Here is a 21247-nt window from a genome sequence, read left to right on the forward strand (position 1 = left end):
TCCTTTCTATTGTTTTTCTTTAATCCAATTTATAATCCCGCCGGCCAGCAGGATTTCAAGATGCCGTTTGGTAAGGTCATGCTGGACGGTAATCGTGCGATCTGTTCCTTTCAGTTTTATATCAAATGTACGCTGATTTTGAATTGTTTGATGGATATGACGAAATTCAAGTATATCCTCCGGATGGAGCAGATCATAGTCTTCCTCATTCACAAACGTTAACGGTAAAATACCGAAGTTGATCAAATTCTGCAGATGAATACGGGCAAAATCTTTCACAAGTACAACCTTTAATCCGAGGTAACGTGGTGCGAGCGCTGCATGCTCCCGGCTTGATCCTTGTCCGTAATTAAAGCCTGCTACCACCATATGGCCGCCATCATCACGTTTTTTCATGGCCTTTTCGTAATAATCCTCATCAATAATCTCAAACGCAAAAGTACTGATTCTTTGAATATTACTGCGAAATGGTAATACTCGGGAACCGCCGGCAAGAATCTCATCTGTTGAAATATTATCCTGCATTTTTAATAAAATAGGCAAGTCGAAGTTATCTTCAATTGGCTGAAAATCTGGTATAGCGGTGATATTCGGTCCTTTTTCCAATTTGATTTGACTGTTATCTTCCGGTGGTGCTTCCAGCATTCCTTTTGTTGAAAAGGTAGTTGGCTCTTTTATTTTCGGATAAGAAATATCTAATGTCCTTGGATCTGTAATAACACCTGTTAATGCAGAAGCGGCTGCTGTCTCCGGGCTGCATAGGAAGACACTGTCTTCTCTTGTACCGGATCGGCCCGGGAAGTTTCTTGGTGTTGTACGTAAACTGTTTCGTCCTGTAGCCGGAGCCTGACCCATTCCAATACAGCCATTACAGCCTGCCTGATGCATCCGGGCTCCAGCGGACAAAAGATTTGCAATATGTCCATTCTCTACAAGCTGCTCCAGCAACTGACGGGAGGTTGGATTAATATCAAAAGAAATCCCGTTAGCAGCCTGCTTCCCTTTAACAATTTCACTGGCAATCGCGAAATCGCGGTATCCCGGGTTGGCCGAGGAGCCGATATAAGACTGATATATAGCTTCTCCTGCAACTTCTGTAACTGGTACAACATTACCCGGACTTGATGGTTTTGCAATCAATGGTTCCAGCGCAGATAAATCAATTTTTTCATGTTCATCATATGTCGCTCCGTTATCCGCTTTTAATTCTACCCATTGATCTTCACGTCCCTGTGTTTTCAGAAAACGCTTCACTTCTTTATCAGAAGGAAATACGGTTGCAGTCGCCCCAAGCTCAGCACCCATATTGGCAATAACATGCCGATCCATAGCAGATAATTCTTTGATACCCGGTCCATAATATTCAACTATCCTGCCGACTCCGCCTTTTACGCCATGACGGTGCAGCATTTCTAAAATGACATCTTTAGCGCTGACCCAGTCTGGAAGCTTCCCTGTAAGCTCTACCCCCATAATACGGGGCATTTTTACATAATAAGGTTCTCCTGTCATCGCCATTGTCACATCAATTCCACCTGCACCAATTGCCAGCATTCCCATACAGCCGTTCGCACATGTATGACTATCTGACCCTAATAAGGTTTTCCCGGGGCGTGCCAGCTGCTGCATATGAACAGGATGACTGACTCCGTTCCCCGGCCTGCTGTAGTAAATCCCGAATTTCTGTGCTGCACTTCTTAAAAACAAATGGTCATCCGCATTACGAAAATCTTCCTGAATCAAGTTATGATCTACATATTGTGCAGAAGCCTCTGTTTTCACCCGATCAATTCCCATTGCTTCCAGCTCCAGCATCACCATCGTACCTGTAGCATCCTGCGTTAATGTCTGATCAATCTTTATTCCAATTTCTTCTCCGGCCTTCATCTCTCCTGACAGCAAATGATCATGAATTAATTTTTGAGCTGCATTAAGCTGCATGTTGCTTCCTCCTTAAAATATACTGTCCTGATTAGAATATGCTTATATAGTATTTATTACACATATCAAATGAAGTTAAACTGTATATTATTGTGTTAAGAGCAATCCATTTTTTTTGACAAAGCTATTTTATACATAGAATAATCATTTTATCATTCTTGTCTTCACGCTCTTTAAAGTACGACAATACTTCATTTTCCTCTCCATCATTGGATGAATAAATACTCCGTAAATAAATCCACCTGTCCCAAAACCAATAATATTGATCCAATAAGGTTCCCCTCCAAGAATAAAGCTGACAATAAACATCATTACAAAGCCTGTCAGAGCAAATAAAAAACCATTTTTCCAGCGCGCTTCACCGTTCCTTTCAGTGTCTTTTATACGTGTCTTCTCCTCAAGAAAACACAGAAAATGATGAATATAACCTCGGCATTCACATTATTCTATTTCATCATTAAAATGGGAGGAATATTCTTCATCAGAAATTTTATTACTTTAAAATTTGCACTTATCGTACTAGCCCTATATAATAAATTAAAATATTAAATTTGAAATAAATCCCAAAGGGGAGTAGCATAATAGCAGCTGTCGTCATTACAGGAGAAATCCTCGGCACTGCTGGCAGCAGTTTCATTTCGTTGCTTGCGAGACCTTTGTCCAAATTATGTGGGCAAAGGTCTTTTTTGTTAGCTTTTGCCACACTTACTTCAAGGAGGAAAAGAGATGTCAAGACTAACAAAGCTTCTAAAATCTAAAATGGTAAAAGAAGGAATTAAGCAGGCACAAAAACATGCCCTTCCTGTCATCAAAAAAGAGTTAGCAAAAAGAAAAGGCAGTTTTAAGAAATAATGAATCAGTCCAGATACAATGATTTAGCATCCACTGTTTTATTTGCTAAAAGAAATGGACGTATAAAAGTACTCAGACATCACGATGACTTAAAGTTACATGGAACAGGAAGAAGTGCTGCTGTATTCAAAATAAAAAATGAAAATAGAGTGATTAAAATTTTTTACCCGACTTTTGAAAAAACAGCAATTCAAGAAAAACAAAACTACGAAAGTTTAAATGGGAATCCTTATTATCCCACTGTATATGAAGCAGGAACCAATTACTTGGTTATGGATTTTATTGAAGGAAAGACATTCTTTGAATGCCTGGCAGAAGGAATCCCATTAAAGCCACACTATATTGAACATGTTGACAATGGATTAGAATTTGCAAAAGCAGCAGGATTAAATCCTTCAGATATTCATCTGCATAATCTTATCCTTACAAAGGAAGATAAAGTACGTATTATTGATGTAGCACGCTTTTCACAAAAGAAAATGTGTACCCAATGGGAGGACCTAAAAAGCGGATATATACGGTATTATCAACATCCATTTTTCCCGAAAAAAATCCCCAAATGGGCTATGTACGCTGTGTCAAAATTATACCGGTTATATAAGTATTTACCTATTAAAACAAGGAAAAGAGTGAGATAGCCGGCTCTTTTCCTTTTTAACACTTTAGAAATTCAAAATCATTTACCTTTTACTAGTATTTAATCAAATTCTCCTGAAACAATTCAAAGTAAGATAGCTTACGATTGTTATAATGCTTATCGTCGATAAATTGAAATCCCAATTTTTCTATTACCTTCTTTGATTTCATATTATTTATCCTTACACGTGCAGTCAGCTTTTCAATTTTAAGCGATTGAAATGCATATTTAATTACACTGTCCGCTGCTTCTGAAGCATATCCCATCCCCCAAAAACCAGGATCAAGCAGGTATATAATCTCTATATCCTCTGTATCATCAATATACCTTAAGCCGCAATGTCCCATTATTTTCCCACTGGATTTATTTACTGCCGCCCATACGCCAAAATCATATTGATTCCAATGTTTTATAATTTTACTCACGTACTGCTCTGTTTCTTCCAACGACATGCCTTTTCCTATACCAAGCCATTTTCCTACACTGTCTTTCTTCACTATTTCGTAAAACTCTTTCATATCTTCGGCAATGACTGGTCTTAAAAAGATTCGTTCCGTATTAAGGTTCATATTGGGAGTTTCATTCATCACCTCATTTTTTCTCACTGCTGAAACAGCTCCTTTTCTTATATCACTTCAGCTTTCCCTAAGCTAAATAGCTGATAGTAAAGCTTTACATCTCAAAAAATTAGCCAGTACAAATCATAATAATATTCCTGTCTGGATCACAAATTGTAAAAAATGAAAAATCATCAAGGCGGGTAATTTCTGATTCAACATCATATCCTGACTCTTTTACATAGGCGTAGGACTCCTCAATATTATCTGTATGGAAATTGAATATTGGATACGTACTGGACGATTGCCTTTTTGTAATCCCCTCCGGACCAGCATCCAAAGTTAAACCGGTATGATCAGCAATTTTGATATTATATACCGGTCTTTCTACAGCAGTTAAATCATACTCCTGACCAAGTAATTCTGCATACCATTTTACTGACCTCTCCAAATCACTGACATGTACAAAAATCGTGTTCATTTTATTCATTATTGGACTGCTCATATTTTCACTCCTCTTTATTTTAAAATTCCTTCAGCTTATATAACGTTTTTGAGAGTGAAAACCTTACAGCCAAATTTGTTTTTCTTTTAAAAAATATGATAAAAATATGCTGCATTCAATTTTACATCCAGTTCTTTAGCTGCTAATTGCATCATATCCCACGAAAAACAATAAAACTTCCAATAAGTAATCTTATCATTATTCATTTCCACATAATGAATGTTATTAAGATAAAGATGCGTATCTAGTTTTCTTTCTAACTCTATAATAACTGGACGTCCCCATAACTCAATATAATCCGAAACAATTTCATGTTGTTTCTGAACAATTTCAGCCCAATCTTTTAATGAATTCTTCTCCACTTCATCTTTACCATATTCCAACCCTGAATGGGTAATATCCGTGATGACATTTTCATCCATGAGGGAGGCAATTAATTCTGGATTTTTATTTCTAAAGCCCTTCAGTAATAATTCCACAGCAGCTGTTGGAGAAATATTATTAATCGGCTTTGTTCTTTTGGAAGCAGCAGCTATTTCTGGATTTGAAATGTCACGTAAAGTCTGTCGTGCTCTGCTTATGTTTGTATATACAGCAGATTCAGAGGTGGACATAATCTCTGCAGCTTCTTTTCCTTTAAACTGAAAAGCCTCCGTTAGAACAAGTGCTATATATTGAGTTGGAGTCAAGTGACTCACTAATTCACTAAGGTTTTCCATAAGCTGAAATGATTCTGTTGCACTTATATCTTGAAACAGCAAATCATTATAAGGTAAATCAATATGCTTCTGTTTTCTTTTCTGATCAATCCATAAATTTGTAGCGATTTTAAATAAATAAGCTTTTGTATCTACGGACTGAAATAATTTTGCCAGCACCGACAGAGACTTTAATAGTGTCTCTTGAACCAGATCCTCAGCATCCCATGGTGATTGCGTTAAATTTAAACAATATCTCCACAAATCGGTGCGATAAGGTTCTATTATCTGTTTAAATTCTCTTTCAATTTTTCTTAAATTATTGCTTAAACCATTAAGATTATCAATCGACATCTATTAACCCCCCCTGCTTAGATACATTATCGATTATTTCTTCAAATTCTTAATTCCTCATCTAAACCATTAAATTGAACCGCAGATGCCAATAGCCGCTTTGCATAATCACTCTGAACATCTGCCAATTTTTTTGTCTCTATCTGTTCAGCAATTTTTCTTTCATTTAAAAATATTACATGATCACAGAGATAAGTAACCGTTTGTAGATTATGGGCAATAAATAGACAGGTTATATCCATCTCTTCTTTGAGTTGATGGAGTAAATCCAGAATTTGAGTCTGAATAGAAATATCCAATGAACTGACTGCTTCATCTAAAACTAAAAACCTCGGATTTGTACGAATCGCTCTTGCGATACATATCCTTTGCAGCTGCCCCCCACTTAACTCATGAGGGTAACGATTCAATAATGATAAAGGCAAACCGACTTTTCCCATTAAACTTTTCGTAGTTTCGCGAATGCAATTATTTCGGCAGGATACCTTCAAAGGCTCATTGATAATATCTTTTATCCTGAATGCAGGGTTAACGGATGACGTATAATCCTGAAAAACAACGCTCATTTGTCCTCTATTTTCTTTCCGCCATGCGGTTGCATTTCTCCCTTCCAGCAGCAGGCTGCCTCTATCTGCTTCTTCCAAGCCCAATATCAGTCTGCCTAATGTACTTTTTCCGCTGCCGCTTTCACCTAATAATGCGACCCACTCCCCAGTATTTATCTGAAATGACAAATCAGCTAATACAGATAGCTTCTCCTTTCTAAAACCTGTTCCTTTTTTTGGGTAACTTTTGTAGACATTTTTCATTTCAAGCATCGTAAGGACCCTTTCTCATTATTTTTTCGAAAGAACAGGCCAGATTTAATCTTGTATCTACCAAATACTTTGTATACTTATTTTGAGGATAGCGAAATACCTCCCTCGTCCTGCCATATTCCACAGATTTTCCATCTTTCATTACAAGCACTTCCTCGGTCAAATGCCGGATTACTCCAAGATCATGAGAAATAAAAATAAAGGTTATTCTCTTTTGGGCGTGTAGCCTTTGAAATGTGGCAATGACTTCACTTTGTGTAATTGCGTCCAGCGCAGTTGTTGGCTCATCGGCAATGATAACATCAGGCTTTATAGCAACTGCGATGGCAATCATACATCGCTGCAGCATCCCGCCAGACAATTGATGCGGATATTTCTTCATCATCTGTGATGCTTCTTGAATTCCCAGGCTTCCCAGTTCATTCAAGGATATTTGTTTTGCTTCTTTCCTGGATATTTTCAAATGTTCGCATAAGGTTTCCATCATCTGTTTTCCAACCGTATCTAAGGGATCAAATGCAGACATTGCATCCTGCAGAATCATACTGATATGTCGAGCTCGTATATTTTGCATTGCTTTTGCCTTCATCTTTAACATATCTTCCCCTTCAAAATATGCTGTACCGGAAACTTTCATCCAGGGAGCAACAAGACCTAATATTCCCTTTACTGTCATTGATTTTCCGCTGCCGCTTTCTCCGACAATTCCCAGATTACGTTGCTGTTCTAATGTAAAAGAGATGTCCTCTACGATAGTGTCTTTCGTCTCTGCATCATATATCGATAAATTTTTCACTTCCAGCAGCATTAATTAATCACCTCCATCTTTTCCTATGTTTCACGTTGTAGGCATCTTGTAAGCTGTCTCCCAAGAAATTGAAAGCTGCTACAACAAAAAGAATTGCTATACCTGGCGGAAGCATTAACCCTGGATGTATAATCATAACGTTCTTGGCTTCGCTTAGCATCATTCCCCATTCAGGCGTTGGTGCCTGTACACCTAAACCTAAAAATGATAAAGCTGAAATCATTAAAATAACGGAACCAATATCAAGGGTAGCAAGCACAGCTATTTCACCAGTGGCGTTCGGCATAATATGCTTTCTGAAAATATGCCATCTGCTGAAACCAGAAACACGTGCAAATTGAATATAATTTTTATCTGTATATTTTATTACAATCGATCGAATCATACGGGTGTACCATGCCCACTTTGCTATAATACTGGCAATAATGATATTAGTAATTCCCGGTCCCATCATTCCGATGATAGCAAGAATCATTACTTCACTTGGAAAAGACATAAAAATATCACAGATTCGCATTATTATTTCATCTATTTTCCCTCGAAATAATCCTGCTATTCCACCAATTAAAGTACCAATTATAATCGTTGCCGCCATTGTGATAAATGCAATTAATACAGTAGTGCGAATACCATAAAGCAGTCTTGAAAGAATACACCTTCCTAGTTGATCCGTCCCCATTGGATAGGTCGTACTTATTCCCGCAAGCTTTTCTTTTACATTCACATCAACTGGATTATGCGGTGCTAGCCACGGTGCAAAAAACCCTGTTAATACCACAGTGACTAGAAAAATGATACAAATCATGGCGAAACGATTTTGTATCAATTTATTTAGAGTCCCCATGATTATACCTCTTTTCTCATTCTTGGATCTAACATAGCAGTAACGATGTCTACCAGCAAATTACAAGCAACAAATAATACCGCCATCAGAAAAACATACGCCTGGATAACTGGATAATCATAATTAAAAATCGCCGCCACACTTAGTCTTCCTATTCCTGGCCACGCAAAAATATTTTCTACAATTACCGTACCTGCAATTAATTTTGGGATAGACATTCCCAGCGCTGTAATTGTTGTTTGAAGGGAGTTTTTAAAAATACGCTTTAAAATAATTCTCTTTTTCATTCCCCGCGCTTTTGCGTACAAAACAAAATTTTCACTTTTGTTTTGTACCATATTATTCCGTAATAGTCTTACATAGGTTGAAATATAAGCAAGTGCTAATGTTACCCCAGGGAGGATAACAGATGCCCATGAAGTCATTCCACTTGTCGGCAGTAAATTTAACTTAATAGAGAAAAACCACATAAGTAAAAGTCCAATCCAATAGCCCGGCATAGCTTCGCCTATAAATACAAGTCCGCGAATCGTACGGTCAATCCAGCTCTCCTCAAAAATAGTACATATAATGGATGCGGAGACGCTGATAACAACAATAATAATGAAGGAAACCAGCGCAAGCAGTAACGTTGCCGGTAAAGCTTGTACTATTTCATTTATCACTGGTTTATTATTAATAAAACTGTTTCCAAAGTCGCCTTTGATACTGCTTGTCACCCACGTTAAGTATCTTTCTATAAAAGATTTATCAAGACCCAGCTCCTCCCGCATTTGTGCAACAGCTTCATCGGTTGGTGTGATTTCATTTACGCGCAGTGCTACTTCAGCTGGATCACTTTCACTTAAATTAATTAAAATAAAAGCTAAAAAAGATATTCCAATTAATAAAGGGATGACGCTTAATAATCTTTTAATAATATAACGCTTCATTTAGTTCACCTACATTCTTACGCTAAAGAACCAAAAAAGCGGATAGAAATCCGCTTTTTTGGCTTATTCCGCTTCAAAATACATTTTTTCAAATGGTATTTCATACTGAGAAACATTAAAAGTGACTCCCTGCAGCTCTGGGCGATGAACAGCTTTTGTACGTGAATACACGAGTGGAATATACACGGATTCATCGTGAATATAAGATAATACCTCATCATACATAGCTTCTCTCTCAGCTTCATCATTTTCAATCATCAAATCTGTTATTGTTTCATCCAGCCATACTTTCCTGTCTAATCCTATTTGCGCCTGATAATCACCATGTGCCGGAATTCTCCAGGATGACAGATAGGATTGTGGATCATAAGGCGTGCCCCATGATAAAGAATATTGCAGGTCAAATTCTCCAGATTTTTGCCTGTCTAAAAATGCTTGTTTCTGTTCCCCTGTTATATGCAGGTCTACACCTATTTCTCTCAAATCATGCTGAATATATTCACTAATTGTCTTTTCTTGAGCATTGTCTGAATTATAATACAAGCTGAGTTCTAATTTCTCCTCATCTTTATACCGGTACCCGCTGTCATCCAATTTCCAACCGGCTTCATCTAGTAATTCACTCGCTTTATCGGGATTATACTCCCGCGCCTCCAGTCCAAGATCACTATAAGGAGCTGTTGAAGAAAGCAGTGTAGGTGCAACAGACTCAGTCCCGTTTAAAACACCATCAGCAATCGATTGTTTATCAATCGCATATTGCAAAGCTTCTCTCACATCAACATTCTTCGTAATTGGACGATTGGAGTTCAATAAAATAGCCCTTGAAGCAATTGGTTCACTCATTTCCGTTATATATTTCCCTTGCTCCTCCAAAGCTGAAAATGAGTCAAGATCGATCATATCTCCATCAGAACCAAAAATCAGATCAATTTCCCCTTTTTCAAGTGCAAGCAGGATGGTCTGATGGTCAGGCATCACTTTCCACCTTACATTGTCAACTTCCGGCTGTTCTCCCCAATACTCTACATTTGCAGTAAATACTGCTTCCTGATTCTCATTATGCTCTGTTAGAATCCAGGGCCCGGTTCCTGAATAACCATCAACTCCATCTCTTGTTGTTGCATCCACAAAATCATTTGGAGACAAGAAACGAAATGGACGTGTAAGTCCTAATTCAGTTAATGTTGGGTAATACGGATGCTTCAGGACCAGTTTATAGGTATATTCATCAACAACTATATTCTCTTCTATTAAATTGACTAAATCAAGCCAGGCATGCCGTTCTTCATTATCCAGAATTGCATCCATGTTTTGTTTTACTGCTTCAGCATTGAACTTTTCTCCATCTGTAAAGGTAACATCCTCTCTTAAATGAAATATATATTCCATACCATCATCTGAAATTTCCCAGCTCTCCGCCAGCCAAGGCTCCACCTCATCTTCCGTATTAATAACCAATGATTCAAATACCATATTTTGGGCTGCCATTTCTCCACTATATAAATGCGGATTAATATCACGAATATCTTTAGAGCTGGCATATACAATTTCCTCTTTAGCTATTTCTGCATTATCCTGATTACTACAGCTTACCAGTAAAAGACAAAACAATATTGCAAGCAGTACTATACTAAATTTTCTCATTCGAGTTCTCCTAATTCTCTTGGTGTTATACCTAATGAAGTATCTGACACTGAACCGTCTTTACAGCTTCTTATCCATATGTAAGGTCTTCCAAATCGGATCCGGTTCAGCCAGCTTTTCTTCAAAACCCAGCGCTTTCCAGAATGGGACCCCGCCTGGAAGAAATGGATGGGTGTGCAGGTAAATCTTCTCATAACCAGCTGCACAAATAGATTTTAAAGCAGTTTTATATAAAGCGGAGCCAATTCCTAAACGTCTATATCCGGGATCTATATAGCATCTTACCAATTCTGTCGTTTGTATTTGCGCATAATAATCCTGCAAATACTCAAACCGATTATCGTAGGGTAAATACCCTATGGTTCCAAGTACCTCTCCTTCTTCACTTATAGTGGCAAATAACGCAGAATCATTTCTACCCAAATAATATGTATGAACATGAACCAAATCCGCCGGTAATTGATTATGGTTCAACATTGGAAACAATTCTTTTCGAATGGATTTCATAAATTCTGCTACTTGTGCAGCTTCCTTTGTTTCTACCTGTTTAATACTATATTTTACAGACATTTCTTATTAACGTCTCCATTTCTTTACTATCTCATAAAACTCCAGCATAATTACTTAAAAATTTATTACGCCTTATGAGCTGCCACTTTTAGATAAAAGCATACATCCTTTAAACTATTTCAAAGTTAAAAAGCCTGGATAAATTTCTATAATTGCTTCCAAACGGATTCATACACCTGTTTTAATGGGATATGATGTTTTTCAGCTATATTCTTACAGTCATCGTACTCTGGTGAACTTTGGAAAATCTCTCCTTTGGAGATTCCTTGTTTTACCGTAACAGGGCCCCACTCCGTCTCTACTTTAATAAATCTTCGTTCCATCCGATGAACGGTTATTGGATAGTAGCGGATTCCAAGCGTTGTCGTTTCTTGTAACAAGATACCCTTTATTTTAGATAAAGCTTGACTAGAACAGAGTAATTGCAATAATATACCCGGTCGATTTTTTTTCATATAAATGGGCGTATAAAAGACATCATTTGCCCCGGCTTCAAATAAACGGTCCATTACAAACCCAAGCCACTCTCCCGTTATATCATCCAGATTCACTTCCATTTTCATCATATTATCATCAATATGTTCATGGTTTGGAGGATGTTTTGATGTCAAGCAGAAAACTCCCTTCTTAATTAACTAATGCTACTTTTCCTTCCCTTGAGCCAGCCGATCAATTAGTACAGCATTATATGCACCGCCAAAGCCATTATCAATATTAACCACACTGATACCGCTCGCACAGGAGTTCAGCATTGTCAGCAGTGCAGACAAGCCTTGAAAATTCGCACCATAGCCGACACTTGTCGGTACTGCTATGACCGGATGAGAAACAAGGCCGCCAACAACACTCGGAAGTGCTCCCTCCATCCCTGCAACAACTACTGAAGCCGTTGCTTCCTGAATCATCTGCGCCTGGTCTAATAAACGATGAATTCCGGCTACACCAACATCATAAAATCGGCGCACATTGCTTCCCAATACCTCAGCTGTAATCGCTGCTTCCTCCGCAATCCTCAAATCAGATGTCCCTGCACAAATAATGGCAATAAAGCCTTCTTTATTTTCTTTCTTCTCTTTTGCTTTCCATGAAAGAATCTGCGCTATATCGTGATAAGTTAGTTCAGGATGACTTTCTAATATTACTTCTGCCTTGTCCTGAGAAACTCTTGTAATTAAAACATCATTTTGTTTTGCTTTTATTGCTCGGAGAATGGCAGTGATTTGTTCTATTGTTTTTCCTTCTCCGTAAATCACTTCCGGAAAGCCTTGACGCTTTTTCCTATGATGATCAACTTTTGCAAAACCCAGATCTTCATATGTTGCCAATCTTTTCTTTGCGTTATCTATGCTTAATGTTCCATTTTGAACTTCCTTTAAAATTTCCTCCATGTGATGTCCTACTCTCTCAAACTTTTTTAATCGCTTATGCTTGTTCACCCAGAATAATCCGAAGTACATTTGGATGGTCCGGGAATGTTTTTGTTCCGGCACCATAGCCTACCTTCATCACTTTCATGGAAGGAAGATCACAAAATTCATTTGCTAATACAGCAGCAAATGCTGCTCCAGTCGGCGTTGTCAACTCGGCTTTCAAGTCACTTTGCGCAATGGGCACCCCGCGTAGAATTTCTAAAGTAGCTGGTGCAGGGACAGGGTAAATCCCATGGTCAATGTGGATTTTTCCGGATCCCGTGGGGACAGGTGCTGATTTAATATAATCAATATCAAGCTCTTCTATTAAAATAGCAGTTCCAACAATGTCTATTATTGAATCGACTGCTCCAACTTCATGAAAATGAACATCCTCCAACGGTACACCATGGATACAACCTTCCGCTTCACCAATTTTTTTAAAGATACTTAATGCTATAGATTTTACTTTTTCTGATAGATCTGCTTCCTGAATCATTTTTACAATATCCCGATATGAACGATGATGGTGGGTATGTCCATGATGATCATCTTCATCATGGTGGTGATGTTTATGATCGTGATCGTGGGAATGCTTGTGAGTATGTTTACTATGACCATGTCGAGAATGCACATGCTCTCCATTTTTCAATATAACATCAAATTTCGTGCTCGTAATACCGTTCTTCACTATTTTATGTACTTTCAATTCATACTCATCCTGCAAAGGCAGTTTCTGTAATTCCTTCTGCAAATGAGAAAAATCTCCGCCAGCATCAAGCAGTGCTCCTATTGTCATATCCCCGCTGATTCCAGAAAAACAATCTAAATATAAAATTTTCATAACAAAACTCCTTTTTATGTAATTTCTGACTTTCTATTTTACGTGAAAAAGCAGTTGCTTCAACTGCTTTTTCACGTAAAGAACAAGTATTTTTATTTTATGCGTTGGCAACGTGTTTTTGTTCTGCAGCAGCTTCCGGTAATACTTTATTCATGCTGCCTGTACGATAACCACGTAAATCCACAGACACATAGTCAAAGCCAAGAGATTCCAGTTTATGCTGAATTTCCATGCGTTTTTCCAGTAATTCCACAATTTTATCCGCTGTTACTTCAATACGTGCCACGTTATCATGATAACGTACGCGAACTTCTTCAAATCCGATACGCTTTAAATAAAGTTCTGACTGATTAACTTGATTCACTTTTTTCCTATCTAATTTTGTTCCATATGGGAATCTGGATGCTAAACTGCAAGAAGCTAATTTGTTCCACACAGGAAGATTGAGTTTTTTGGCAAGTTCACGGACTTCCGATTTATAAATATTCGCTTCCTGAAGTACACTACGAATTCCTTCTTCCGTTCTCGCTTTCAATCCTGGACGGAAATCTTCCTCATCATCCATAATCATTCCGTCTAAAACATATGGATAACCTAATTCTTGGGCCAGCTGATTAAGATGCATGTAGAGCATTTTTTTACTGTAATACCAGCTATCTGGATTATTTGCTGTAATTTGTGGGCTGTCCAATTCCTTTATTTCTGTTTGATATACTTTCACACCTAAATCTTCAGCCAATTGAACAGCTGCTTTAAATTCGGATTCACGGAACATTTCTGATGCCACCACAACTGCTAAGACGTTATCTCCCAGCTCTTGCTGAGCTCTTTTCAAAACGACAGCACTGTCTACACCTCCTGAAAACGCAACCATTACACGGCCCATTTCTCTCAATGTGTTACCTAAATGACGATTTTTATCACAGATTTCCATCATTTTACTCACCTCATTTCCCCTGACTAGATAGGGGGTATTCGTTTTATTTTTACAAAATTTATACAAATCGAAATATAGATACTTATAATAAAAATCTTACCTTTTGTTTCGTTTAGTTGTCAAACAGATTCAATTCTATTATCAATATACAACTTCTCAGCTTAGGAATTTACTTTCTCTTCAACATAAGGAATTGTCAGCGGGCCAAGTGGAAGAACAGCGACTGTCATAGACTCCTCATGCTTTTCCTTTAATTCTTCTAATGTCTGTTCAATATCATGAGTTGGCTTTAGCATTGTATTGGTTATTTGTTCATCGGATAACGTTGAATAGACATAGACATCTGCCCAAACCTGAATCACTGCCTGCTTTTGCACCTGCCACTGGTCAAACATTTTAAATTCTGGATTATTAATCATGTCCAGCAAATCTTGCGGACTCCTGGCCATATCAAAAATTTTCGCATAGTTCCCATGATCAGGCAGACCATCAGAACACTCTGATGCCACAATAATCGCTCCGCCTTCTTTTACAATTTTATGCGCAGCACTCATTCCTTTTACAGCTTGATACAAGTTCTGATCTAACGGATAACCGGAATTTGATGTAATAACAACATCAAACCGCTTATCACATCGGAACATGGCATGGTCTTTTGCATAAGCGCAACCTTCATCGTGTGCTTGATACAGTTCACCCGCAAATACATTAGTAATTTCTTTTTCCCGGTTTAATGTAACATTTAGCATAAAGTCAGGTTTACACATCGCATTAATTTCCCTAGTCATATCTTGAACAGGGTTATTCTCCATATTCCCCCATGTGGAGAGAGGGTCTCCTATCATTCTTGCATTGTGGAATGTCATAATTGTTTCAATTCCCGCTATTCCTGGCATAATTCCTTTTGGTCCGCCAGAAAATCCTGCAAAAAAGTGTGGTTCAATAAAGCCGGTAACAATTCTAAAATCAGACTCCACGTAGTCTTTATTCAGATAGACATCACAGCCAAATTTACTTTTGCCAAGGTTAACAAGTGTATTTTTATCATGACATTGGTTGTTTATAATCCGTATATTATCTACAACCCAGCTTCCTAGCATTTGTACAAATTCCTCTTTTGTCTGGTCACGATGTGTTCCAGTCCCGTTAATAATAACAAAGTTTTCCAGCGGAACGTGATTTAATTCTTCAATTAGTAATGGGACAAGGATATGATTTGGTGTTGGTCTTGTAATATCGCTAATAACAATGGCTACTGTATCTGTTGACTTTACAGATTCTTTCAAAGACTCGCTTCCAATTGGATTTCGCAGAGCCTGTCTGATTGCTTCTTTATCATTTTCTAATTTTGGCAAATTGGTTGGTTCAATAAGCAAAGCGTCTTCAGGTAAATCTAATGAAATTCCATTCTTTCCATATAATAGATCTGTTTTCATGTAAAAACCTCATTTCATTTAATAGCTTGAATCCTGCAGGTTCTTGAAATTTAAAAGAAAGCTGTAGGTAAAACAAAACACATCCCTAAAATATCAGTCGTTTACCGCATGTTTTGTTTCATTTTCATTCCTTATTAACCCCAAATCTTCCCTTGTACCATCAATCCCTTTTCTTCTTTGATACTTATCCATCATAATAACACCTAAAGGACAAAGCAGCGAAGTCGTAATTGTTGATATAGAAATCTGTGCAGTTGCAATTGGTACGATGCTCTGGATCGCTTCAAATTCTGCTTGTGTCATCGCTCCAGCTCCAACGGCTACAGACGCTGCTGCTGCCACAGCTGCAGGTGTGGCAGCAGCATTGCCAGCTGTAGAAGCTTCTGAAATTGGTGCAATATAACTTTTTTCTTTAAATAATTTAAACACAAGGATACCAGTACCAGCTGAACAAACAAATGTCAGAACAGCTAGTGTTAAGCCGCCTGTAAGTACAGCAGGGTTAAAGAAGTTTGCTAAATTCATGCCTGCCCCCAGCGCAAATGCGAAAAATGGAATAGTAACAGACTCACCCGGCTTAAGAAATTCTCTGATCTTTGGATCCAAATTTCCTAAAAGCATTCCAATTCCAATCGGAAGTAAAACAGCAATAAATGAAATCATCGGGAAAGCTGTTCCTAATACGCCTAGTGCAACTAATGTCAGGAACGGTCCATCATTGATAGCTAGAATAGAAAGGCCTCCAACATCCGATCTATTTCCAAATTTTCCAGTCAAAGCAGCATACATTCCGCTATTACTATTTGTCATTCCAGCAATTAGCGCAAGAGTTGACAGTCCAAATAATCCGGTAATCGGATCAAAGAAGATTCCAAAAGCCATTCCGACAGCTACTCCTGCTCCGTATTTAGAACCAGTCAGTAGTACACCCTTCTTCAATGCTTTTCCGCCAACTTTCAGGTTCATCTGGCTTCCAACGCAGAACAGGAATAAAGCTATCAGTACGAGTGCACTATCTTTAAATAATTCTTGTGAAAATCCGCCAATTCTTAAAAACTCATAGTATCCTTCTTCCGTTTGCGGTGCACCAAGAAATTCAAGAACTCTCATCACTGCCGGAATATGCATTTGGTCAATTGTGTTTAAAGAAGCTCCGAGCAGAAGCGGGACTACCATTAACCCTCCAGGTACTTTTTCAATCGTATCCTTAATTTTCATAAATCGCTCCCCCTTTTATATAATTAATAGAATGAAAATAAGAGCGTACAACTTGTTCAGCACTCCATTCCAAGAGCACAGCTGCATTTCTTACAGCTTCTTCCAAAGTCATTGGTTTATTAATAATGCTGTGGATGCTTACAACACCAAAATCATGAAGTACGGCTGCATCTTCACTTACTGACCCTGCCATAATAACTGTTGGAATTCCTTGCATCTTTGCTATTTGCGCAACTCCCATCGGCGTTTTACCTGAAGCAGTTTGCTCATCCACTCTCCCTTCACCGGTAATGACTAAATCTGTTCCTGTTAAAAATTTATTTATGTTACTATACTCCAGAACAACGTCTATTCCCCTTTCTACTTCACAAGGAAAGAAAGCTTGGAAAGCTCCCCCAATACCGCCCGCAGCTCCTGCACCTGGCATATCGTGCATCCTGATTCCTGTGACCTTCGCAACTTGATTGGCCCAATGTGCTAGATTTTGATCAAGTTGTGCTATTATTTCTGGAGTTGCCCCCTTCTGTGGTCCGAAAATATGAGAGGCTCCGTTTGAGCCAATTAATGGATTTTCTACATCAGAGGCAATTAAAAATTTACAACCTTTAATTCTTGAATCAAATGAATTTGTGTCTATCGAAGCAATTTTGTCTAAAGAACCCCCTCCATATCCGATTTCATTTCCATCTGCATCTGAAATTTTTAATCCCAACGCTTGGAGCATACCGGCTCCTCCATCATTCGTAGCGGAACCGCCTAATCCAACTACAAAAGAAGTAAAACCATCATCGAGAGCCTGCTTAATTAACTGTCCTGTCCCGTAAGTTGTTGCTTCTAAAGGTGAAAGCTCTTCATTAGAAATCAGAGTAAGCCCTGAAGCTGCTGCCATTTCAATGACACATGTTTTCTTATCTCCTAAAACACCGTATCCGGCCTCAACTTTATTCCCTAATGGGTCAATGACAACCACATTCCTTATCTCTCCCTTTGTAGCAGCCACAAGTGTTTCTAATGTCCCTTCTCCGCCATCAGCTACGGGAATCAACACTGTTTCTGCTTCTGGAAAAGCATTTTTGATACCCTTATCTATGGCATTAGCTGCTTCGACTGCACTTAAGCTTCCTTTAAATGAGTCTGGAGCGACGATAATTTTCATTAAATCACTTCCCTTGGTAAGCGTTTTCATTAATATGTAATTTAAATTATACGAATCTTGACTTAATTTGTATATAGCTATATCATACAAAAAAAGAGGAAATATTATGCTCATTTTTGTATGATACAGCTAAAGGAGAATAAAACATGGATATGTTAACAAAGGAAATTGCCAATGTAATCGTCAGAGAAACTTCTTTACGCTTAAATAGAAATGTCAATATTATGGACATTAGAGGAGAGATTATTGCCACTCGGGATGAATCAAGATTACACACCGTTCATGAGGGAGCCGTAGAAGTGTTAAAAAGCGGAGAAACACTCACTATTTATCCTGATCAGGGGGAAGCATGGAAAGGTTCAGAACCTGGAATTAATCTCCCCATCGTCTTTCGTGAGAATATCATTGGAGTCATCGGGGTTACCGGCGACCCCGATGATATGGAAGATATCGGGGAGCTGGTAAAGATGACTACAGAGCTGATGATTGATCAGGAATTTATTACTTCTCAGCTTGAATGGAAGCAACGTACAAAAGAGATGATTATTGATCAGCTGTTAAAAAGGAGCTCATCTTATAAAACAATCCAGCAAGGACTTGATATGCTTAAAATGAAGTTAGAACCTCCATTCATGGTATTTGTCATTCAAATAGATAACCTCGCCATCCAAAAACAAGAGTTCATTCAAAAAATAGAGAATTTATTTGGTAACCGTTATGTCATAGCTGGATTTATAAACCTTAATCAGCTATTTATTGCTGCGTCAGAAATTGAAGAAACCGAGGCATTGCGAAAAGTAGAGTTGCTGCATGAGTTATTCCATAAAAAGCGGATCAAATTTAGAATAGCCTACAGCTTAGCCTTCCATGAATTACACCAATTTTACCAGGCTTACTTTGATTGTGAGCTCGCCTTAAAAATAAGCGAACCGACAATTGAAATTATTTCATTCAGCCAAATAGAAGTAAGAGCATTACTTTACCAGCTTGACCAAACGCTGAGAGAAAGATTTTCTAAGCGGATTTTAAAACGTTTAGACGAAACGCAGGCAATAACGTTAAAAGCATTTTTTGCAAATGATTTAAATATCCAAAAGACTGCCGACGCTCTATTTCTACATCGAAATACACTGCTTTACCGGATAAATAATATAGCAAATGAAACAGGATATAATCCAAAGATATTTAATGATAGCCTCATTTTACAGGTTGCATTATGGCTTCATGAACAAAATAAGTAGCGGGAGATGTGGTCAGGATAGTTTAATACTACTAAAAAATTTTTATGCAGTATCTGGCTGTTCTTCTATTGAGTTGTGCTAAACGATTGCAATAAATGGTTTAAACATCGAATCGATATATGTTGATGATAAATGTTGAATTTCTTCAGATAACAGTTATTTTATCATTTTGTTAGAACTAATTTATGTAAACTCAATTGCACTGTTTGTTAATCAGCAACTTATAATCAACATTTCGAACTTTCCATTTCCTTATGGCATGTTAGCATCTTAAAAAAACAGCAATGGAAAAGAAACATCAGCTATGAAGTGATGCTATTATCGTATTTACAAGATGAAATAATACGAAAGGAGAATCTTATGTTTACGAAAGCAGCACAGATCAGCATTTTTGTGAAAGATCAAGAAGAAGCCAAAGCATTTTATACAGACAAACTAGGCTTTGTAATTTGTGATGATATGGAGTTTTCACCCGGGTGGAACTACCTTACTGTATCTCCTTCTAAGAATAATGAAACCAAATTGGAATTGGTGACAGCCGACACTCCAGAAAGTATTGCATTAATCGGCAAGCAATCTGCAAATCACATTCTGGTAATGTTTGAATCAGATGATATTGAAAAAGATTACCGAGAAATGAAAGCTCGAGGAGTTAGGTTTCACGGAGAACCAAAAACTGTTCCTGGAGGTATAGGAGTTGGGTTCGAGGATTTGTATGGGAATCAATTAGATTTATATCAACCATTAATACAACACAATTAACTCAAAACTTATAGCTATTATGAAGCAAGAAAATCATCAACACTAAAGGAATGCCATCCGATGGTGTTGATGATTTTCTAAAAAAATTTAAAATCTGTCTATGCGAAGGACCTTACATGTCCATAAAACAAAGCATTCTTCAACTTTTTTCTATTGCTTCATGATTTCTCTCCTTCGATTCCTTTCCGTATAAATAAAAAAGCAAAGAATCCTAAAACAGATAAAGCGGTTATCGCGCCAATTAGTCCCCAATTTATTTCTCCGTTACGGAGCACGCTTACAATCATAACTCCTGCAATAACGCCTAGAAACAAATAAACATATGACTTTATTATATTAAGCATTTTCATCCCCCCTTACTATTTTTCTCTTCATTTCCTTTATTTTTCTTAATAGCTTTCAATGCTTCTGTTTTACTGAGCCTAGACAATGGTGTTTTATCAACAAACTCAAGTACAGACTGTGGATTTGTTTTGGAATATTCTCTCAGCGCCCATCCAATAGCCTTATTAATGAAAAACTCCTCTGATCCCAGACATTGATTGATATATCTAAACAGAAGATCCTCATCTGTCAGTTTTTTATATTTTAATTGAAATAAAATTGCTGTTCTTTGCAGCCATATATTTTCCGAATCTATCCATTTACCAGTGACAGCTTTTTTATTCTGCGGATGTTGCATAAAATAATGCCCAACATGTTTCGTTGCAATCCAATCTACTGTATCCCACCAGGATTTATTGATGACGAGATACTCCAATAGTTCAATGTCTTTCTCTTTGAAATGTTTTATTTTTCGATCCAGCAATTCTAAGGCGATACTTTGGTAATCTCTTTCCGGGAATTCCCAGAGCTCCTGAATGATTTCTCGAAAATGTTCTTCTTGCGGAGTGCCTTGCTTTTTAATTAATGACCTTACTAATTCTTTTCTTTGCGGAGCTCTAAGACCGTAAAACTCATATTGGTTACGCATATATCTTTTCATTTTTACAGCCTCATTACTGTCTGCATACTTCAATAATAAGTCATGAATTATTTGCGTGTATTCATAGTTCATTTATTTACACCTTTGTTTATTTGA

24 protein-coding genes are annotated in these 21247 nt (G+C 37.7%); 4 read left to right on the top strand and 20 right to left on the bottom strand.

The genetic code is table 11. The features are described from left to right. Window positions 1-6: 6 nt before the first annotated feature. Window positions 7-1941: an aconitate hydratase gene (locus OSO01_RS14155; protein WP_147211099.1), complete on the bottom strand. Its 1935-nt coding sequence runs from the start codon at window positions 1939-1941 to the stop codon at window positions 7-9. 124 nt (window positions 1942-2065) lie between these two features. Further along, on the bottom strand, window positions 2066-2212 hold the full coding sequence (locus tag OSO01_RS23415) for a hypothetical protein (protein WP_156985618.1): 147 nt from the start codon (window positions 2210-2212) through the stop codon (window positions 2066-2068). 455 nt (window positions 2213-2667) lie between these two features. Between OSO01_RS23415 and OSO01_RS23945 the strand changes: the two genes are divergently transcribed. Further along, entirely contained in the window at window positions 2668-2793 is a 126-nt protein-coding gene (locus OSO01_RS23945; protein ID WP_281289855.1) for a hypothetical protein, read from the top strand. Beyond that, on the top strand, window positions 2793-3431 hold the full coding sequence (locus OSO01_RS14160) for an RIO1 family regulatory kinase/ATPase (protein WP_147211100.1): 639 nt from the start codon (window positions 2793-2795) through the stop codon (window positions 3429-3431). The genes OSO01_RS23945 and OSO01_RS14160 overlap by 1 nt, the downstream gene beginning before the upstream one ends. Window positions 3432-3483: 52 nt before the next feature. Here OSO01_RS14160 and OSO01_RS14165 read toward each other — a convergent pair whose 3' ends face one another. From OSO01_RS14165 to OSO01_RS14240, 16 genes are all read right to left on the bottom strand, one after another. Further along, entirely contained in the window at window positions 3484-4017 is a 534-nt protein-coding gene (locus OSO01_RS14165; protein ID WP_147211279.1) for a GNAT family N-acetyltransferase, read from the bottom strand. A gap of 100 nt (window positions 4018-4117) precedes the next feature. Continuing rightward, window positions 4118-4492, bottom strand: coding sequence for a VOC family protein (locus OSO01_RS14170; protein WP_147211101.1), 375 nt, complete (start codon window positions 4490-4492; stop codon window positions 4118-4120). A gap of 86 nt (window positions 4493-4578) precedes the next feature. Further along, entirely contained in the window at window positions 4579-5544 is a 966-nt protein-coding gene (locus tag OSO01_RS14175) for an RNA polymerase sigma factor (protein WP_147211102.1), read from the bottom strand. Window positions 5545-5585: 41 nt separating this feature from the next. After that, complete coding sequence (locus OSO01_RS14180; protein ID WP_147211103.1) at window positions 5586-6362, bottom strand: ABC transporter ATP-binding protein; 777 nt, start codon at window positions 6360-6362, stop codon at window positions 5586-5588. Then, window positions 6355-7170 (bottom strand): ABC transporter ATP-binding protein, encoded by an 816-nt coding sequence (locus OSO01_RS14185; protein ID WP_147211104.1) that lies wholly within the window; start codon window positions 7168-7170, stop codon window positions 6355-6357. The genes OSO01_RS14180 and OSO01_RS14185 overlap by 8 nt, the downstream gene beginning before the upstream one ends. 7 nt (window positions 7171-7177) lie before the next feature. Further along, window positions 7178-8014 (bottom strand): nickel/cobalt ABC transporter permease, encoded by an 837-nt coding sequence (gene opp1C / locus OSO01_RS14190; protein ID WP_147211105.1) that lies wholly within the window; start codon window positions 8012-8014, stop codon window positions 7178-7180. A gap of 2 nt (window positions 8015-8016) precedes the next feature. After that, entirely contained in the window at window positions 8017-8946 is a 930-nt protein-coding gene (gene opp1B / locus OSO01_RS14195; protein ID WP_147211106.1) for a nickel/cobalt ABC transporter permease, read from the bottom strand. A 63-nt stretch (window positions 8947-9009) separates the two neighbouring features. After that, the gene (nikA, locus tag OSO01_RS14200; RefSeq protein WP_147211107.1) at window positions 9010-10593 is read right to left on the bottom strand and encodes a nickel ABC transporter substrate-binding protein; all 1584 of its coding nucleotides are present in this window, start codon (window positions 10591-10593) and stop codon (window positions 9010-9012) included. Between the two features lie 60 nt (window positions 10594-10653). After that, the gene (locus OSO01_RS14205) at window positions 10654-11163 is read right to left on the bottom strand and encodes a GNAT family N-acetyltransferase (protein WP_147211108.1); all 510 of its coding nucleotides are present in this window, start codon (window positions 11161-11163) and stop codon (window positions 10654-10656) included. A 146-nt stretch (window positions 11164-11309) separates the two neighbouring features. After that, complete coding sequence (gene larC2 / locus OSO01_RS14210; protein WP_147211109.1) at window positions 11310-11774, bottom strand: nickel pincer cofactor biosynthesis protein LarC2; 465 nt, start codon at window positions 11772-11774, stop codon at window positions 11310-11312. A 30-nt stretch (window positions 11775-11804) separates the two neighbouring features. Continuing rightward, window positions 11805-12551, bottom strand: coding sequence for a nickel pincer cofactor biosynthesis protein LarB (larB, locus tag OSO01_RS14215; protein ID WP_147211110.1), 747 nt, complete (start codon window positions 12549-12551; stop codon window positions 11805-11807). Window positions 12552-12585: 34 nt separating this feature from the next. Beyond that, the gene (gene larC / locus OSO01_RS14220; protein WP_147211111.1) at window positions 12586-13416 is read right to left on the bottom strand and encodes a nickel pincer cofactor biosynthesis protein LarC; all 831 of its coding nucleotides are present in this window, start codon (window positions 13414-13416) and stop codon (window positions 12586-12588) included. Between the two features lie 97 nt (window positions 13417-13513). Beyond that, on the bottom strand, window positions 13514-14353 hold the full coding sequence (gene larE, locus OSO01_RS14225) for an ATP-dependent sacrificial sulfur transferase LarE (protein WP_147211280.1): 840 nt from the start codon (window positions 14351-14353) through the stop codon (window positions 13514-13516). Between the two features lie 161 nt (window positions 14354-14514). After that, the gene (larA, locus tag OSO01_RS14230) at window positions 14515-15789 is read right to left on the bottom strand and encodes a nickel-dependent lactate racemase (protein WP_147211112.1); all 1275 of its coding nucleotides are present in this window, start codon (window positions 15787-15789) and stop codon (window positions 14515-14517) included. Window positions 15790-15882: 93 nt separating this feature from the next. Beyond that, window positions 15883-17007: a 2-keto-3-deoxygluconate permease gene (locus tag OSO01_RS14235; RefSeq protein ID WP_147211113.1), complete on the bottom strand. Its 1125-nt coding sequence runs from the start codon at window positions 17005-17007 to the stop codon at window positions 15883-15885. Beyond that, window positions 16997-18163: a glycerate kinase gene (locus tag OSO01_RS14240; RefSeq protein ID WP_147211114.1), complete on the bottom strand. Its 1167-nt coding sequence runs from the start codon at window positions 18161-18163 to the stop codon at window positions 16997-16999. Before OSO01_RS14240 ends, OSO01_RS14235 begins: the two co-directional genes overlap by 11 nt. A gap of 146 nt (window positions 18164-18309) precedes the next feature. Between OSO01_RS14240 and OSO01_RS14245 the strand changes: the two genes are divergently transcribed. Both OSO01_RS14245 and OSO01_RS14250 read left to right on the top strand, forming a co-directional pair. Then, complete coding sequence (locus OSO01_RS14245) at window positions 18310-19404, top strand: CdaR family transcriptional regulator (protein ID WP_147211115.1); 1095 nt, start codon at window positions 18310-18312, stop codon at window positions 19402-19404. Between the two features lie 360 nt (window positions 19405-19764). Next, the gene (locus OSO01_RS14250) at window positions 19765-20166 is read left to right on the top strand and encodes a VOC family protein (protein WP_147211116.1); all 402 of its coding nucleotides are present in this window, start codon (window positions 19765-19767) and stop codon (window positions 20164-20166) included. A 158-nt stretch (window positions 20167-20324) separates the two neighbouring features. On the opposite strand, the gene OSO01_RS14255 is transcribed toward OSO01_RS14250, so the two are convergent. Continuing rightward, entirely contained in the window at window positions 20325-20510 is a 186-nt protein-coding gene (locus OSO01_RS14255) for a hypothetical protein (RefSeq protein ID WP_147211117.1), read from the bottom strand. A gap of 2 nt (window positions 20511-20512) precedes the next feature. Continuing rightward, entirely contained in the window at window positions 20513-21223 is a 711-nt protein-coding gene (locus tag OSO01_RS14260; protein ID WP_147211118.1) for a DNA alkylation repair protein, read from the bottom strand. Between the last annotated feature and the right edge of the window lie 24 nt (window positions 21224-21247).

The organism is Oceanobacillus sojae (assembly GCF_007991515.1).
Taxonomy (GTDB): Bacteria; Bacillota; Bacilli; order Bacillales; family Amphibacillaceae; genus Oceanobacillus; species Oceanobacillus sojae.